We start from the raw sequence: 15909 nt of genomic DNA on the forward strand, positions 1-15909 counted from the left end.
GAGATAGTTAGTTAATCAAATTATATATGCTTGCCCTGGTGCACCCAAGCGTGCGCCCCGGTTCCGCACAACCCTTACGTGCAGCGTGCGCGTTACCCGCCGCTCTGCAGGATCGCCACGATCGCGTCTACGATACGGCTGGCCATCAGAGTTTTCGAACCGTGTTCCAACGCGGACTCCGCGCCGTCGGCCGCGAGCAGCCACCCGTCGTTGTTGTCCACTTCGAACGCCCGATTCTCTCCGACGGCGTTGACCACGAGCAAATCGCACCCCTTGCGCTGCAATTTGGCCCGGGCGTGGAACAGCACGTCGCCGTTGGCGTCGCCGGTCTCTGCGGCGAATCCCACGATGGCGCGCATGTTGGGCAGCTGACCGTCGGTCCGGGCACGAACGGTGCCGGCCAGCACGTCGTCGGTGCGGGTCAGTTCGATCACCGGGGTCGCGGCATCGGGGTCGGCGGACTTCTTGATCTTGTTGGTCTGGACCTGTGTCGGGCGAAAGTCGGCGACCGCGGCGGCCATCACCAGGACATGAGCATCGGGCGCGTGCTTCGAAACGGCGTCCTTGAGCTGGGCCGCCGAGCTGACGTGGACCACGTCCACCCCCGCTGGGTCGATGAGACCCGCCGTATGGCCCGCGATCAGCGTGACGTCGGCTCCGCGCTGGGCCATCACCCTGGCCATCGCGTAGCCCTGCTTGCCCGAACTGCGGTTGCCGATGAATCGCACCGGGTCGATCGGTTCGCGGGTGCCGCCCGCGGTGACCAGCACCCGCACGCCCGCCAGGTCATAGGGCAGCGAGTCACCGCGCTCGAGCAGCAGGCTGGCCAGCGTCGAGATCTCCTCGGCCTCGGGCAGCCGGCCCGCGCCGCTGTCGGCGCCCGTGAGTCGTCCAGACGCCGGCTCCAGCACCACCACACCCCGGCGGCGAAGCGTTTCGACGTTGTCAACGGTGGCCGGGTGGAACCACATCTCGGTGTGCATCGCAGGCGCGAAGAGCACCGGACATCGCGCGGTCAGCAGAGTGGCGGTCAGCAGGTCGTCGGCGCGCCCCGAAACGGCCCGTGCCAGAAGGTCAGCGGTCGCCGGGGCGACCACGACGAGGTCGGCCTCCTGCCCGATCCGCACATGCGGCACCTCGTGGACGTCATCCCAGACACCGGTGTGAACCGGGTTGCCGGAGAGAGCTTCGAACGTGGCCGCACCGATGAACCGCAGAGCGGACTCGGTGGGAACGACACGAACGGAATGGCCCGCCTCGGTCAGTTGACGGACGACCGTGGCCGCCTTGTAAGCGGCGATGCCACCGGCGACGCCGACGATGATCCGCTTCTGTTCGGTCACTTCAGCTCTCGCCCCAGAGGCTCATCGCCGTTCTCCGCTACTCGCCTTCGGTGTGTTCGAGAAGGTCGCCGTGGATCTCACGCATCGCGATCGACAGCGGCTTCTCCTGCAGGCCGGGCTCGACCAGTGGGCCGACGTATTCGAGGATGCCGTCGCCGAGCTGGTTGTAGTAGTCGTTGATCTGGCGCGCGCGCTTGGCGGCGTAGATCACCAGCGCGTACTTGCTGGACGCGCGGTCGAGCAGCTCGTCGATGGGCGGATTGGTGATGCCCAGCGGGGTGTCATAGGCGCCGGTGCCGGACTCGAGGTCGCCGACAGCTGTCAGCTGGGCATCGGCGTGGGGGGTGCTCACGTAGAAGATCTCCTGGCGGTTTATTTGGGTGGCTCACCGTGGGCCACCAGCAAGGATACCAATTCGGAGCAGGCAGACTCCAATTCGCTGTTCACGACGACGACGTCGAAGTCATTCTGAGCTGCCAATTCCTCCCGTGCGGTGGCCAGGCGGCGGGTCATCGCCTCGGGGGTTTCGGTTCCGCGGCCGGTCAGCCGGCTCTCCAACGCATCCCAGCTGGGCGGCGCGAGAAAAACCGTGAGGGCTTCCGGCATGGATTTCTTGACGGCACGGGCCCCGGCCAGATCCACCTCGATGAGAACGGGTTGACCAGCCTGGGTGGCATCGCGAATGGGCTGCGCGGGGGTGCCGGAGCGCTGCAGACCACCATGGATATCCGCCCACTCGAGCAGGGCGCCGTTATCGATGAGCTCCTGGAAACGCTCGGCTGTCACGAATGAGTAGTCGACGCCGTCGACCTCGCCCGGGCGCGGGGCCCGGGTGGTGACGGACACGCTGAAGTGCAGGTCGGGGACGCGTTCACGCAGACAGCGGACGACGCTCGATTTCCCGACGGCAGAGGGGCCGGACAGCACGATCACCCGTCCGGCCCCCCGGCCGGCGCTCAACTTATGCGCCCGGGACTACTGGTCGAACTTTTCCAGCAGCGCCTTGCGCTGGCGATCGCCGAGTCCGCGCAGGCGGCGGGTCGGGGCGATCTCGAGTTCGGTCATGATTTCCTGCGCCTTGACCTTGCCCACCTTGGGCAATGCCTCCAGAAGCGCAGAAACCTTCATCTTGCCCAAGACCTCGTCGGTCTCGGCATCCTTCAGCACCTGCTTGAGGTTGGTGCCGCCGCGCTTGAGCCGATCCTTGAGCTCGGCACGTATACGACGTGCGGCAGCAGCCTTCTCCAACGCTGCCGCGCGCTGTTCGTCGGTCAACTGGGGAAGGGCCACGGGTTTCCTCCGTCTCTCACCATCATTGTTTCTGTCACGGCTGATCGGAAAAAATCCAGAACAGCCAGCGACGACGACCGTACCCACGCAACCTGACGAAAGCTAACCCCACCCCCTGGTTACGGCCTCAAAAGCCCAGCGTGTAAAGCAGAGCCGCGCGAGGCGCGGATGCGTCTCAATCGGCTCGAAAGCCATGAATTAAGCCCTCGTGACGCCGGATTTGACTGCATATCAAGGCTTTTCGACCTTTTGACGCTGGGTCACCGGCCCCCACGGGGTGTGGCCTGGACCACACTTCGGCCGCCGGCGGAGCCCGAAGAAGAAAATTTTGCCTGGTCATCGCGTGTCGGGCGTGTCGCAGCCGCTCTTCGCCCCGCGCGGCACCGATTGTGGCCATCTACCCGAGCTATAAATTCAAAAACTCGCCGAAATCGGTGACAGGAGATGCTGATTAGACGGATGTTGCAGATGTTTCTGGTGTTGTTCGCTGCTCAAAGCACCCGATCAGGGCCGCGGGCGAAATAGGATTCGCCGCCAGGAGGTCGTAATGGTCTTTCGAGCTTGTCGGTCCCTTGTCCTGATCCTCGCCCTGTTGGCCGGCGCGGTGGTGTTCACCGTCGTGAGCCCGGCATGGGCCTGCGGCTGCGGCGCGTACGTACCCGACAGCCCGGGCTCCGCGGTCGCCGACGAGCGTGCGCTGATCGCCTGGGACGGCACGACCGAGGACATCGTGATGTCGTTGTCGGTGACGGGCGCGTCGGAGCGGGCCGCATGGGTGATGCCGGTGCCGTCGGCCGCTCGCGTCACTCTCGGCGACTCCGAGGTCTTCGACGCGCTCGGCGAGCTCACCGCACCGCGAATCGAGTATCAGGACTCCTGGTGGCCGACGTTCCCCTGGTTCGTGGGGGCTGGGGCGTCGCCCGAACTGGATACCGCGGGTGCGCCGAGCGGGGCCGTCCACGTACTCGAGCGTCAGCGCCTCGGGCCGTTCGACGTCACCCGCCTAGCGGCCAATGATCCGACCGCAGTGGCAAATTGGTTGAGCGACAATGGATTTCCACATCCCGACGGACTGGACGACAACCTCGCTCCCTACGTCGCCGACGGCTGGGAGATCGTCGCGGTCAAATTGGTTCCGGCCGAAGCCGGCGGCTCGCTGACGGGCGCGCTTCAGCCGTTGCGGTTGTCGTTCGCCTCCGACGAAGTCGTCTACCCGATGCGGCTGTCGCGATCGGCGACGATGTCCCAGTACATCGACCTGTACGTGCTGGCCGACCACCGAATGGATCCGTCGGCGCTGCCCGTCGCCGGCGAGGCGCCGTCGCTGGAGTTCGCGGGACGCATCGAACACGGCGACTCCCCCGCACTCGACGATTACGTCGGCGACGCCGCGTTTCTGACCCGGTGGAAGAACACCATCTACGACCCTGCCGCGATCGGGGGCGATTACGTGTTCGAGCAGGCGTCCTCGGACACCCCGTTCCAACAGGTCATCCATCGCACGCGTGACCGCGGCGAGCTGACCGGCTTTATCCTGCTCGGGGTGCTCGGCGTCGCAGGCATCGTGACGATCGTGCTGCTGACGCGGTTTCTACCGCGCAGATCGCGAGGAACTAGCGCTTGAGCTCGACGACCAGCACCCACGCGTTGGCGGTCGCCGCCACGAAACCCGTTGTAACAGCTGCGGTGACCCAGTACAGACCGCCGCCGCGCTGACACCACAGCGAGACCGCCGCCGCGATGAGCAGCACCGCGGGCAGCAGCAGCATCAGCATCGACGTCAGCACTCGCGCCCGGTGTGGGCTTGCCCGCTGATGCCGCATCGCTTCGGTCACCAGCGCGGCCGTCACGAGGCCGAGCACCGCCATTTCGATCGACAACGCGTACCTGCTCTGCCCTGGCGTCGCAACGAAGATGGCGGTGAGCAGGATCGCCACCGTCAGACCGAGGGTGGCCGCGGCTCGCGACGGCACACCCCGGTATTCCAGAACCTCGGCCAGGTTCAGCGACAGCCCGACGAAGAGCAGCCCCGCGAGCGCAGCCGCACCCCCGGCGACTGTGTTGGCGAAGTCGTTCCACGCCGCCAGGTCATACCCGTTCATGTCAGGTAGGCGACGGCGTCGCGGAACTTCTCGGCAGCCGATCGCACCGCGGCCACGTCGGGCCCGGCCCGCAGAATGTCGCGCGACACCGCAGGCAGCAGCTGGCCGGGGTGCGCGCCGCCGAGGCCACCGAGCGCTTCGGGACGTCCGCCCTGCGCCCCGACACCGGGCACCAGGACCGGACCACCCAGCGCGCTGACATCCGGCGGTTCGGCGAGTGTCGCGCCGACGACGACACCGACCGCACCGGGTCCGGGCGAGCGATCGCCGTTGACCGCGGCCGCGGCATCGACGATCGACTGCGCAACGGTCCGGCCGCCGGTCTCGGCACGCTGGACGGCGGCGCCCTCCGGATTGGAGGTCGCGGCGAGGACGAAGACACCGCGGCCGTTGGCGTGTGCGGTGTCCAGCAGCGGCTGCAACGATCCGAAGCCCAGATACGGCGATGCGGTCACGGCGTCGGCGGCCAGCGGTGAATCACCTACCCACGCCTCGGCGTAGGCCGCCATGGTCGACCCGATGTCACCCCGTTTCGCGTCGGCAAGAACCAGCACGCCGACATCATGAAGCGCCCGAATCGTGTTTTCCAGCACCGTGTATCCGGCAGCGCCGTACGCCTCGAAGAACGCCACCTGCGGTTTGACGATCGCGAAGCCGGAGAACGCTTCGACGCAGATGTGGCAGAACTGCGCCAATCCGTCGGCGTCGGCGGGCAGCCCCCACGCGCTCAGCAGCTCGGGGTGGGGATCGACACCGGGACACAGCGGCCCGCGGGCCGCGATCGCCTCTGCCAGGCGGGCGCCAAAAGCCGTCACGGCCCCAGCACGCTGTGCAGCTCTTGCAGCGACATCACGCCGATGTCCCCGCGGATTCCCGCTTCGATGCCCTGCACCGCGGCCGACGCACCCTGCACCGTGGTCACGCACGGAATGTTCATCGACACCGCCGCCGAGCGGATCTCGTAACCGTCGATACGCGGACCCGAATTGCCGTACGGCGTGTTGATCACCATGTCCACTTCACCGGACCGGATCAGGTCGACCGCGGACGAGACAGGGCGCCCCTCCCCCGGCTGCTCGAAGTGTTTGCGCACCTCGTCGCAGGGAATGCCGTTGCGCCGCAACATCTCCGCCGTTCCTGCGGTGGCCAGCACCCGGAACCCCAGATCGGCGAGCCGCTTCACCGGGAACACCAGCGAGCGTTTGTCGCGGTTGGCCACCGAGACGAACACCGTGCCCTCGGCGGGCAGCGACCCGTAAGCCGCGGTCTGACTCTTGGCGAAGGCGCTGCCGAAGTCGTGCGCGATACCCATCACCTCGCCCGTCGACTTCATCTCGGGACCGAGCAGAGAATCGATCTGCGAGCCGTCGGACTTGCGGAACCGGTGGAACGGCAGGACCGCTTCCTTGACCGCAACCGGCGCATTGCGCGCAGTCGTCGCACCGTCGCCGGTTCGCAACAGCACACCTTCCTCGCGCAGTTCGGCGATACTGGTGCCCAACATGACTCGCGCACACGCCTTCGCCAGTGGAATGGCGGTGGCCTTCGACACGAACGGCACAGTCCGGCTGGCACGCGGATTGGCCTCGAGCACGTAGAGCACGTCGTCCTTGAGCGCGTACTGCACGTTGAGCAGTCCAACCACCCCGATGCCGTGCGCGATCGCCTCGGTTGCGCGCCGCACGGATTCGATGTCACTGCGGCCCAGGGTCACCGGGGGCAGCGCACACGCCGAGTCACCGGAGTGGATGCCTGCCTCCTCGATGTGCTCCATGATGCCGCCGATGTACACCTCGGTGCCGTCGCACAGCGCGTCGACGTCGATCTCGATTGCGTCCTCGAGGAATCGGTCCACGAGCACCGGATGTTCCGGCGAGAGTTCGGTGGCACGCGTGATGTAGCCCTGCAACGTCTCCTCGTCATACACGATCTCCATGCCCCGGCCACCCAGGACATACGACGGCCGCACCAGCACCGGGTAGCCGATGTCGGCGGCGATGCGGCGGGCCTGCTCGAAGCTGGTCGCCGTGCCGAAACGTGGCGCCGGTAGGCCCGCGATGTTGAGGACCTCACCGAACGCGCCCCGGTCTTCGGCGAGGTCGATCGCCTTGGGGCTGGTGCCGACGATCGGCACACCCGCCTTCTCCAACCGCTCCGCGAGCCCGAGCGGGGTCTGGCCGCCGAGTTGCACTATGACACCGACGACCCCGGGACCGCCTGCACCGGAGGCGGACTCGGCGTAGTACACCTCGAGCACGTCCTCGAATGTCAGGGGTTCGAAGTACAGCCGGTCGGCGGTGTCGTAGTCGGTGGAGACCGTCTCCGGATTGCAGTTGACCATGACCGTCTCGAAGCCGGCCTTGCTCAGCGTGGTCGCGGCGTGCACGCAGCTGTAGTCGAACTCGATGCCCTGCCCGATGCGGTTGGGCCCCGAGCCGAGGATGAGCACCTTGGGCTTCTCGGTCTGGGGCGCGACCTCGGTCTCCGCGGCCGGGTCGAGCTCGTAGCTGCTGTAGTGGTAGGGCGTCTTGGCCTCGAACTCGGCCGCACAGGTGTCGACGGTCTTGTACACCGGATGTACGCCGAGCCGGGTGCGCAGCGCGCGCACGCCGATCTCACCCGCCAACTCCGGTCGCAGGGAGGCGATTTGACGGTCGGACAGCCCGTGGTACTTGCCGCGCCGCAGCAGCTGTCCGTCGAGCACCGGTGCGTCCAGCAGTTCGGCGCGCAGCTTGACCAGTCCGGCGATCTGTTCGACGAACCACGGATCGACACCCGAGGCCTCCGCCACCTGCTCGACGCTGGCGCCCTTCCGCAGCGCCAGCTCCAGGTCGTAGAGCCGCCCGTCGGTGGGTGTCCTCAGCCGCTCGAGCAGGTCGTCGAGGGACACCTCCGGGTCGGGTTTGGTCCAGAACCCGGCGCGACTGGTCTCCAGCGACCGCATCACCTTTCCGAGCGCTTCGATGAAGTTGCGGCCCAACGACATCGCCTCGCCGACGGATTTCATGGTGGTGGTCAGGGTCGCGTCGGCGCCAGGGAACTTTTCGAAGGCGAAGCGTGGCGCCTTGACGACGACATAGTCCAGCGTCGGCTCGAAGCAGGCCGGCGTCTCCTTGGTGATGTCGTTGACGATCTCGTCGAGCGTGTAGCCGATGGCCAGTTTGGCCGCGATCTTCGCGATCGGGAAACCGGTGGCCTTCGACGCCAGTGCGCTCGACCGGGACACCCGGGGGTTCATCTCGATGACGACGAGACGGCCGTCGGCCGGATCGACGGCGAACTGGATGTTGCACCCGCCGGTGTCGACACCTACCTCGCGCAGGATCGCGATGCCGAGGTCACGCATCGTCTGGTATTCGCGGTCGGTGAGGGTCATCGCAGGTGCCACGGTCACCGAGTCACCGGTGTGCACACCCATCGGATCGAGGTTCTCGATCGAGCACACGACGACGACGTTGTCGCGTCCGTCGCGCATCAGCTCGAGCTCGAATTCCTTCCAGCCGAAGATGGATTCCTCGATCAGCACATTGGCGCTCGGCGATGCGGTCAGCCCTTCGCCGGCCATCCGATCGACGTCCTCGGCCGAGTAGGCCATCCCCGAGCCCAGGCCGCCCATCGTGAACGACGGCCGCACGACCACCGGCAGTCCGAGCTCCTCGACGGTTTCGCGGACCTCATCCATCGTGAAACACACACGCGAGCGCGCGGATTCGCCGCCGACCTTGGTGACGATGTCCTTGAAGCGCTGCCGGTCCTCCCCGCGCTGGATGGCTTCGAAGTCCGCCCCGATGAGTTCGACACCCCAGCGCTCGAGCGCGCCGTTCTCGTAGAGCGCGACAGCGGTGTTCAGCGCGGTCTGGCCGCCGAGGGTGGCCAGCAGTGCGTCGATCTTGTTGCCGCGCTCGGCCTGTTGGGCGAAGATCTTCTCGACGAACGCCGCGGTGATCGGCTCGACGTAGGTGAAGTCGGCGTACTCCGGGTCCGTCATGATCGTCGCGGGATTGGAGTTGATCAGGCTCACCTGCAGACCTTCGGCGCGCAGCACGCGGCAGGCCTGCGTTCCCGAATAGTCGAACTCACAGGCCTGGCCGATGATGATGGGCCCGGAGCCGATCACCAGGACGTGGTTGAGGTCGCTGCGCCGCGGCATCTACTTACCTCCCGCCATCAGGTCGACGAACTGGTCGAACAGATAGTTCGCATCGTGTGGGCCCGCTGCGGCCTCAGGATGGTACTGCACCGAAAAGGCTCTCCCATCAACCAGTTTGATGCCTTCGACGACGCCATCGTTGGCGCAGGTGTGACTGACGATCGCGGTACCGAAGGGGGTGTCGAACGTCTCGCCGGCCTCACCCTCGAGCGCGAAACCGTGATTCTGTGCGGTCACCGCGACCCGTTTGGTCTCGTGGTCGATGACGGGCACGTTGATACCGCGGTGGCCGAACACCATCTTGTACGTCGACCGGCCCAATGCGCGGCCGAGGATCTGGTTGCCGAAGCAGATGCCGAACAGCGGGATCCCCGCCCCGAGGACCTCGCGTGTCACACCGACGATGTGGTCGGCCGTCGCCGGGTCGCCTGGCCCGTTCGAGAGGAACACGCCGTCGGGCTTCAGGTCGGCGATCTGATCGAAACCGGCTGTGGACGGCAGGACGTGGCTGCGGATACCGCGGCTGGCGAAGTTTCGCGGCGTGTTGGTCTTGATACCGAGATCGATCGCCGCGACGGTGAAGCGTTGCGGTCCATCGGGTTCGACGACATACGTCGCATCGGTACTGACCTCGCCCGCCAGGTTCGCGCCCAGCATGGACGGCTGATCACGAACGCGCGCCAACAGTTCGTCGGGGTGGCCGAGCGCATCTCCGGAGAACACGCCCGCCTTCATCGAGCCGAGGCTGCGAAGGTGCCGTACCACCGCCCGGGTGTCGATCCCGGCGATCCCGACGATCCCCTGACGGACGAGCTCGTCGTCGAGAGTGCCGGTCGCGCGCCAGTTCGACGCGCGTGGAGACGGGTCGCGCACGGCGTATCCCGCCACCCAGATCTTGTCGCCGCGGCTCTCGGCATCCTCGTCGTTCCAGCCGGTGTTGCCGATCTGCGGGGCGGTAGCCACCACGATCTGTCCGTGATAGCTCGGGTCGGTCAGGGTTTCCTGGTAGCCGGACATGCCGGTGGAGAACACCGCCTCGCCGAGAGTCTCGCCGAGCGCCCCGAAAGCCGTTCCCGTGAAGATGCGTCCGTCTGCCAGAACCAGCAGTGCCGTACTAAAACTCATACCGCCTCCAGCCACGGCGTGTACGCGGCGCGGTTGTCGGCACGGAACCCGGTGTCGATCTCGGTGCCCGACGGCAATCGCCACCTGATCGCGAGGATCCCCTCATGCGTGAGCGCTTTACCGGCGACTCCCCGCTCCGTGCGGATGGCGGTGATGGATTCTTCGGGTATCCAGATCGGACCTGCGCCGGTGCGCTGCAACATTATTCCTTCGGGGTAACGGGTCAGCACCGCCTTGTGGCGGAAGCCGAGATCGCCAGCCGCGACGCGGTCGTTCCAGTTCGGGACGAGCGTGCTGCCGACGTACAGACCTTTGGTGGCGGGAATGATCGCCGATCCCACCGTGTCGGGCAGCGTCGGCAGGGTGCCGATCAGTTCGGCCTGACGCTCGGCGCGACGACGCCAACCGCGCAACATCCCCTGGATGATGAAGGCGATCAGCACGGCCAGTACCGCGGCCATGATCAGCGACCCGACAAGGGTTCCGGTGTTCATGCCGGGCTCTTACCATCGCGGGCGGTGACCTTGCCGCGCAACAACGTCAGCGTCACCGTCGCGGGTAACTCCATCGATTCGTACGGGGTGTTGTCGGAGCGACTCGCCAGCGCCGTACCTTCGACAGTCCAGGTGGCGTCGGGATCGACGACGGTGAGGTTGGCCGGCTCGCCGATCTCCAGGGGTCGCCCCTGGTCCGGCAATCCGACGATGCGCGACGGGCTTTCGCTCATGACGCGCGCGACGTCGCGCCATGTCAGCAGCCCTGGACGCACCATCGTCTCGACGACCACCGACAGCGCGGTCTGCAGCCCGAGCATCCCGGGCCGCGCGACGGAGAACTCGCAGAACTTCTCGTGCTCGGCGTGCGGCGCGTGGTCGGTGGCCACGCAGTCGATGACACCGTCGGCGAGTGCCTGGCGCAGCGCCTCTGCGTCCGCCGCCTCGCGAAGCGGCGGGTTCACCCGGTTGCGGCCGTCGTAGGTGGCCAGGCGCCGGTCGTCGAGCATGAGGTGGTGCGGTGTCACCTCGGCGGTGATCGAAATACCTTGTTCCTTGGCCCATCTCACGATCTCCACGGTGCCTGCCGTCGAGGCGTGGCAGATGTGCACGCGCGCCCCGGCGTCGCGGGCCAGCAGCGCGTCCCTGGCGACGATGGATTCCTCGGCAGCGCGGGGCCAGCCCGCCAGTCCCAGCAGTGCCGCATTGGGACCCTCATGCGCGACGGCGCCGACGGTGAGGCGAGGCTCTTCCGCATGCTGGGCGATGAGGACACCGAGGCCTGTCGCATATTCCAGTGCGCGGCGCATGATCAGCGGATCGTGCACGCAGATGCCGTCGTCGGAGAACATCCGCACCTGCCCTGCGCCGGCGGCCATCATGCCCATCTCCGTGAGCTGCGCGCCCGCCAGCCCCATCGTGACGGCGCCGACGGGATGCACGTCGACGAGTCCGACCTGCCTGCCGCGGTGCCAGACGTGGTCGGTGACGACCGGGCTGTCGGCGACCGGGTTGGTGTTGGCCATCGCGAAGACCGCGGTGAAGCCGCCCAGAGCCGCTGCCGCCGAACCGGTTTCGATGTCCTCGGCGTACTCCCTGCCGGGCTCGCGCAGATGCGTGTGCAGGTCCACGAAACCGGGCAGCAGGATCTGGCCGGTGGCGTCGACGACGTCCCAGTCGTTTTCGAATCCTCCGGACCCAGCGAGCCCCGGACCGATATCGGCGATCTGGCCGTCCGACACCAGAACATCGACCCGGTCACCCTCACCGTAGAGCCGCACCCCGCGGATCAAGACGCTCATGCGCTGATCGCTTCCGTCTCAGCGCCCACCAGCAGGTGAAACAACACGGCCATTCGGATGTGCACACCGTTGGAAACCTGTTGCAGGACCGCCGATTGCGGAGAGTCGGCGACCGAGAATGCGATCTCCATACCGCGCACCATGGGGCCGGGGTGCAGCACCACCGCATGGCCAGGGAGCATTGCCTGCCGCTTCTCGGAGAGCCCGTAACGCACCGAGTACTCGCGCGCCGACGGGAAGAACCCGCCGTTCATCCGCTCGGCCTGCACACGGAGCATCAGCACCGCATCGGCGACAGGCAGTTCGGCGTCGAGGTCGTGCGAGACGGTGACAGGCCAGCCGGCGACCCCGACCGGCAGCAGCGTGGGCGGTGCGACGAGCACCACCTCGGCGCCGAGCGTGTCGAGCAGCAATACGTTGGAGCGCGCGACCCGGCTGTGCAGGACGTCGCCGACGATCACCACACGCTTGCCCTCGATGTCGCCCAGCCGTTGGCGGATGGTCAGCGCATCGAGCAGCGCCTGGGTCGGATGCTCGTGGGTGCCGTCCCCGGCGTTGATCACCGCGGGCCCGCCCTGTTCGGTGGCCGTCCACTCCGAGAGCTGCTGGGCCGCCCCCGACGCGGGGTGGCGGATGATCAGCGCGTCCGCGCCTGCGGCACGCAGGGTGAGGGCCGTGTCACGAAGCGACTCACCTTTGGACACAGAGGATCCCGACGCGCTGACGTTGATGACGTCGGCGCTCATCCACTTGCCTGCGACCTCGAACGAGACCCGGGTGCGGGTGGAGTTCTCGTAGAACATCGTGATGATGGTGCGGCCACGCAGCGTCGGAAGTTTCTTCACCTCACGGCCGAGCAGCGCCTGACTGAATCGGTCGGCGTTGTCGAGGATGGCCACGGCGTCGTCGCGGGACAGGTCCGCGGCAGAGAGAAGGTGCTTCATCGTGGGGGCCCTCCCTGCGGGGCGATCCAGATCCCCTCGACTTGGTCGTCTTCGGTCAGACGCACCTTGACGTTCTCACTGCGCGAGGTCGGCACGTTCTTGCCGACGTAGTCGGCGCGCAGTGGGAGCTCCCGGTGGCCACGGTCGACGAGGACCGCGAGTTGGACGGCGCGGGGCCTGCCGATGTCGCGCAGTGCGTCCAGCGCCGCACGCACGGAGCGGCCGGTGTAGAGGACGTCGTCGACCAGAACCACGAGCGTGCCGTCGACGCCGCCCTCGGGGATCGAGGTGTCCTCCAGCGGCCGTGGGGGCTTGCTGTCGAGATCGTCGCGGTACAGCGTGTTGTCCAGGGAGCCGCGGGGAACGGTGACGTCGGCGAATTCCTTGATCTTCTCGGCCAGCCGTGCGGCCAGAGTGACGCCGCGGGTGGGAATGCCGAGCAGGATGACGCGGGGCGCATCGGGACCGTCGAGCGCAGTCTTCTCGATGATTTGATGGGCAATACGGGAGATCGTGCGGCTGACGTCCGCTGCGGACATCAATTCCCGGTCGGTGCCTGAAGAGCCTGGCGAGCCCACGTGACCCTGACCTCCTTCTCCGCCTCTCGGGACGGCTCTTTAAAGGATGTCGAAACTGCGGGGAGCTTAGCACCAGCTTTCCGGGCGGCGACAGGCGACACAGACCGTCACCGCCGCTTCAGTACGCTGACGCGGATGAAGCTCGACAGTAACCAGGCATCGATTCGCGAGGCGGTCGACGCGGGGCTGCTCGCCGGTGCGGTCACCCTGGTGTGTCGCGCCGGTGAGGTGCTGCAAGTCAACGAACTCGGCTATCGGGACGTCGACGCCGGACTGCCGATGCAGCGCGACACGATCTTCCGCATCGCCTCGATGAGCAAACCTGTCACCGTCGCCGCCGCGATGAGCCTGATCGAGGAGGGCAAGCTCGCGCTGACCGATCCCGTGGCGACGTGGCTGCCGGAGCTGGCCGATATGCATGTGCTCCTCGATCCACACGGTCCACTCGACAAGACCACTCCCGCCCAGCGGCCGATCACGATCGACGATCTGATGACGCACCGCAGCGGGCTTGCTTACGCGTTCACCGTGCTCGGTCCGTTGAGCAAGGCGTACGGCCGGATGTCCTTCCGCCAGGATCAGGACCGCTGGCTGGCTGAGCTTGCGACTCTACCGCTGGTCCACCAGCCCGGTGACCGACTCACCTACAGTCACGCAACCGACGTCCTCGGCATCGCGTTGTCGCGGATCGAGGGCAAATCGCTGTCTGATGTCCTGTCCGAGCGCATCTTTCAGCCGCTCGAGATGCCCGACACCGGCTTCTCGGTGGGCATCGCGGGACGCCCTCGCGCCGCGACGATGTACAAGCTCGACGCGAACATGGCGCTGCAGCACGACGTGATGGGCCCGGCGCACATCACCGATCCGCCGTTCTGCAGCGGTGGCGGCGGCCTGTGGTCGACCGTCGATGACTACCTGCGATTCGCCCGGATGCTGCTCGCGGACGGCACGCTCGACGGCATCCGGGTGCTGTCCGAGGAATCCGTGCGCCTGATGCGCACCGACCAATTGACCGATGAACAGAAGCGGCAACCCTTCCTGGGCGCACCGTTTTGGGTCGGCCGCGGCTTCGGGCTCAACCTCTCGGTGGTGACCGACCCCGCCAAATCACGTCAACTGTTCGGTCCCGGTGGACTCGGCACCTTCGGCTGGCCCGGTGCATACGGCACGTGGTGGCAGGCCGACCCGAGCAACGATCTGGTGCTGATCTACCTGATCCAGAATCTCCCCGAGCTCACCGCCGATACCGCCGCGGCCATTGCGGGCAATACCTCGTTGGCGAAACTTCAAAGCACGCAACCCAAATTCGTCCGCCGGACCTACCAGGCCCTCGACATCTAAGCGCTACGGTGACGCCATGACACAGCCCACCGTGGTGATCAGCGGCGCCGGGATCGCGGGTCCATCGCTGGCGTTCTGGCTGACCCGCAACGGATACCGCGTCATCGTCGTGGAGATCGGACCGGGCATCCGGCCGGGCGGTCAGACGGTCGACCTGCGCGGCGCGGGCGGCGACGTCGTCGAGCGGATGGGCCTCATCGACCAGATGCGCGACCGGGCACTGGAACAACGCGGTGCGGCTTGGGTCAAGTCGGACGGGAGCAGGCGCGCCGAAATGACGGTGACCGCCTTCGATGGAAACGGGCTGGTATCCAAGCTGGAGATTCTGCGCGGGGATCTGGTCGACGTGCTGTACCAAGCCACCAGGGACACCGCCGAATACCGCTTCGGAACCAGCATTTCGGATGTGACGCAGGCCGGCGACGGCGCCCAGGTCATTTTCGCCGACGGAACGGCGGTGCGGGCGGACCTCGTCGTCGGCGCCGACGGTCCGCACTCCGCGGTGCGGCGAATCGCCTTCGGCCCCGAGGAACAATTCGTGAAGCCGATCGGCGGGTATAACGCCTGGTTCTCGGCTCCAGATCGCGTCGGCCTGGACGGCTGGTTTCTGCTCTATCAAGCGCCGGGCGGTCTGAACGCCTCGATGCGCCCGTCACACGATCCGTCGATCGCGAAGGCGGGCTTGGCTTTTCAATCCGACCCGATTCCCTACGATCGACATGACCTCGACTGGCAACGCCAGCTCCTGATCGAGCGATTCGCCGGCGCGGGATGGGAATGCGACGCGCTACTGGCCGCGGCCCAGGACGCCGACGACTTCTACTTCGACTCCTTCGCACAGGTCGACATGCCGACCTGGTCGTCAGGGTGCGTCACGCTGGTTGGCGATGCCGGCTATTGCGCATCGCCGCTGTCCGGGATGGGCACCAGCCTGGCCCTGGTCGGCGCTTACGTCCTTGCCGGTGAACTCGGAGCGGCGGATTCGTTTGACGCCGAACATCTTCCGGCGAAGCTGTCCCGGTACGACAGTGTCATGCGCCCTTACGTCGACAAATGCCACGACCTGCCCAACACCATCGACCGGTTCGCCCCGAAGTCGGCGTCCGACATCGCCGCCAATGCCCTGGTGATGAAGTGGATGCAGCGATGGCCCTTCCGGCCGCTGGCCGCCAGGCTCTGGTTCACCGCGGCGGATTCGATCGAGTTGCCCGACTACGCCGACGCTTCGGCGGGCACGTAGC

General features: G+C 66.8%; 15 protein-coding genes. 3 read left to right on the plus strand and 12 right to left on the minus strand.

Going from position 1 to position 15909, the window contains the following annotated elements; translation table 11 throughout:
• Positions 1-92: 92 nt before the first annotated feature.
• The 4 genes from coaBC to mihF are packed head-to-tail and all read right to left on the minus strand — an operon-like array spanning position 93 to position 2633.
• Entirely contained in the window at positions 93-1343 is a 1251-nt protein-coding gene (gene coaBC / locus AB4Z42_RS19990) for a bifunctional phosphopantothenoylcysteine decarboxylase/phosphopantothenate--cysteine ligase CoaBC (RefSeq protein WP_442010957.1), read from the minus strand.
• A 37-nt stretch (positions 1344-1380) separates the two neighbouring features.
• Positions 1381-1695: a DNA-directed RNA polymerase subunit omega gene (rpoZ, locus tag AB4Z42_RS19995; RefSeq protein WP_442010958.1), complete on the minus strand. Its 315-nt coding sequence runs from the start codon at positions 1693-1695 to the stop codon at positions 1381-1383.
• Positions 1696-1715: 20 nt separating this feature from the next.
• Positions 1716-2303, minus strand: a complete 588-nt coding sequence (gmk, locus tag AB4Z42_RS20000) for a guanylate kinase (protein ID WP_442010959.1) — start codon at positions 2301-2303, stop codon at positions 1716-1718.
• A 15-nt stretch (positions 2304-2318) separates the two neighbouring features.
• Positions 2319-2633 (minus strand): integration host factor, actinobacterial type, encoded by a 315-nt coding sequence (mihF, locus tag AB4Z42_RS20005; RefSeq protein ID WP_006244838.1) that lies wholly within the window; start codon positions 2631-2633, stop codon positions 2319-2321.
• 547 nt (positions 2634-3180) lie between these two features.
• Between mihF and AB4Z42_RS20010 the strand changes: the two genes are divergently transcribed.
• On the plus strand, positions 3181-4257 hold the full coding sequence (locus AB4Z42_RS20010) for a DUF2330 domain-containing protein (RefSeq protein WP_442010960.1): 1077 nt from the start codon (positions 3181-3183) through the stop codon (positions 4255-4257).
• Here the strand turns inward: AB4Z42_RS20010 and AB4Z42_RS20015 are convergent.
• Genes AB4Z42_RS20015 through pyrR form a run of 8 tightly spaced genes read right to left on the minus strand, consistent with a single transcriptional unit; the run spans position 4247 to position 13327 of the window.
• The gene (locus tag AB4Z42_RS20015) at positions 4247-4735 is read right to left on the minus strand and encodes a hypothetical protein (RefSeq protein ID WP_442010961.1); all 489 of its coding nucleotides are present in this window, start codon (positions 4733-4735) and stop codon (positions 4247-4249) included. The two genes, AB4Z42_RS20010 and AB4Z42_RS20015, sit on opposite strands and share 11 nt — an antisense overlap.
• Positions 4732-5550 carry an orotidine-5'-phosphate decarboxylase gene (pyrF, locus tag AB4Z42_RS20020; protein WP_442010962.1) on the minus strand — a complete coding sequence of 273 codons (819 nt, stop codon included), beginning with the start codon at positions 5548-5550 and terminating at the stop codon, positions 4732-4734. Before pyrF ends, AB4Z42_RS20015 begins: the two co-directional genes overlap by 4 nt.
• The gene (gene carB / locus AB4Z42_RS20025) at positions 5547-8885 is read right to left on the minus strand and encodes a carbamoyl-phosphate synthase large subunit (protein WP_442010963.1); all 3339 of its coding nucleotides are present in this window, start codon (positions 8883-8885) and stop codon (positions 5547-5549) included. The genes pyrF and carB overlap by 4 nt, the downstream gene beginning before the upstream one ends.
• Positions 8886-10010 carry a glutamine-hydrolyzing carbamoyl-phosphate synthase small subunit gene (gene carA, locus AB4Z42_RS20030; RefSeq protein WP_442010964.1) on the minus strand — a complete coding sequence of 375 codons (1125 nt, stop codon included), beginning with the start codon at positions 10008-10010 and terminating at the stop codon, positions 8886-8888.
• Complete coding sequence (locus AB4Z42_RS20035; RefSeq protein WP_442010965.1) at positions 10007-10504, minus strand: PH-like domain-containing protein; 498 nt, start codon at positions 10502-10504, stop codon at positions 10007-10009. Before AB4Z42_RS20035 ends, carA begins: the two co-directional genes overlap by 4 nt.
• Positions 10501-11805 carry a dihydroorotase gene (locus AB4Z42_RS20040; protein WP_442010966.1) on the minus strand — a complete coding sequence of 435 codons (1305 nt, stop codon included), beginning with the start codon at positions 11803-11805 and terminating at the stop codon, positions 10501-10503. Before AB4Z42_RS20040 ends, AB4Z42_RS20035 begins: the two co-directional genes overlap by 4 nt.
• Positions 11802-12749 carry an aspartate carbamoyltransferase catalytic subunit gene (locus tag AB4Z42_RS20045; protein WP_442010967.1) on the minus strand — a complete coding sequence of 316 codons (948 nt, stop codon included), beginning with the start codon at positions 12747-12749 and terminating at the stop codon, positions 11802-11804. Before AB4Z42_RS20045 ends, AB4Z42_RS20040 begins: the two co-directional genes overlap by 4 nt.
• The gene (gene pyrR / locus AB4Z42_RS20050; protein ID WP_442010968.1) at positions 12746-13327 is read right to left on the minus strand and encodes a bifunctional pyr operon transcriptional regulator/uracil phosphoribosyltransferase PyrR; all 582 of its coding nucleotides are present in this window, start codon (positions 13325-13327) and stop codon (positions 12746-12748) included. Before pyrR ends, AB4Z42_RS20045 begins: the two co-directional genes overlap by 4 nt.
• A gap of 135 nt (positions 13328-13462) precedes the next feature.
• Between pyrR and AB4Z42_RS20055 the strand changes: the two genes are divergently transcribed.
• Positions 13463-14668: a serine hydrolase domain-containing protein gene (locus AB4Z42_RS20055; RefSeq protein WP_442010969.1), complete on the plus strand. Its 1206-nt coding sequence runs from the start codon at positions 13463-13465 to the stop codon at positions 14666-14668.
• 16 nt (positions 14669-14684) lie between these two features.
• Complete coding sequence (locus AB4Z42_RS20060; RefSeq protein WP_442010970.1) at positions 14685-15908, plus strand: FAD-dependent monooxygenase; 1224 nt, start codon at positions 14685-14687, stop codon at positions 15906-15908.
• Position 15909 lies beyond the last annotated feature (1 nt).

The organism is Mycobacterium sp. 2YAF39 (genome assembly GCF_052114565.1).
In the GTDB taxonomy this organism is placed as follows: domain Bacteria; phylum Actinomycetota; class Actinomycetes; order Mycobacteriales; family Mycobacteriaceae; genus Mycobacterium.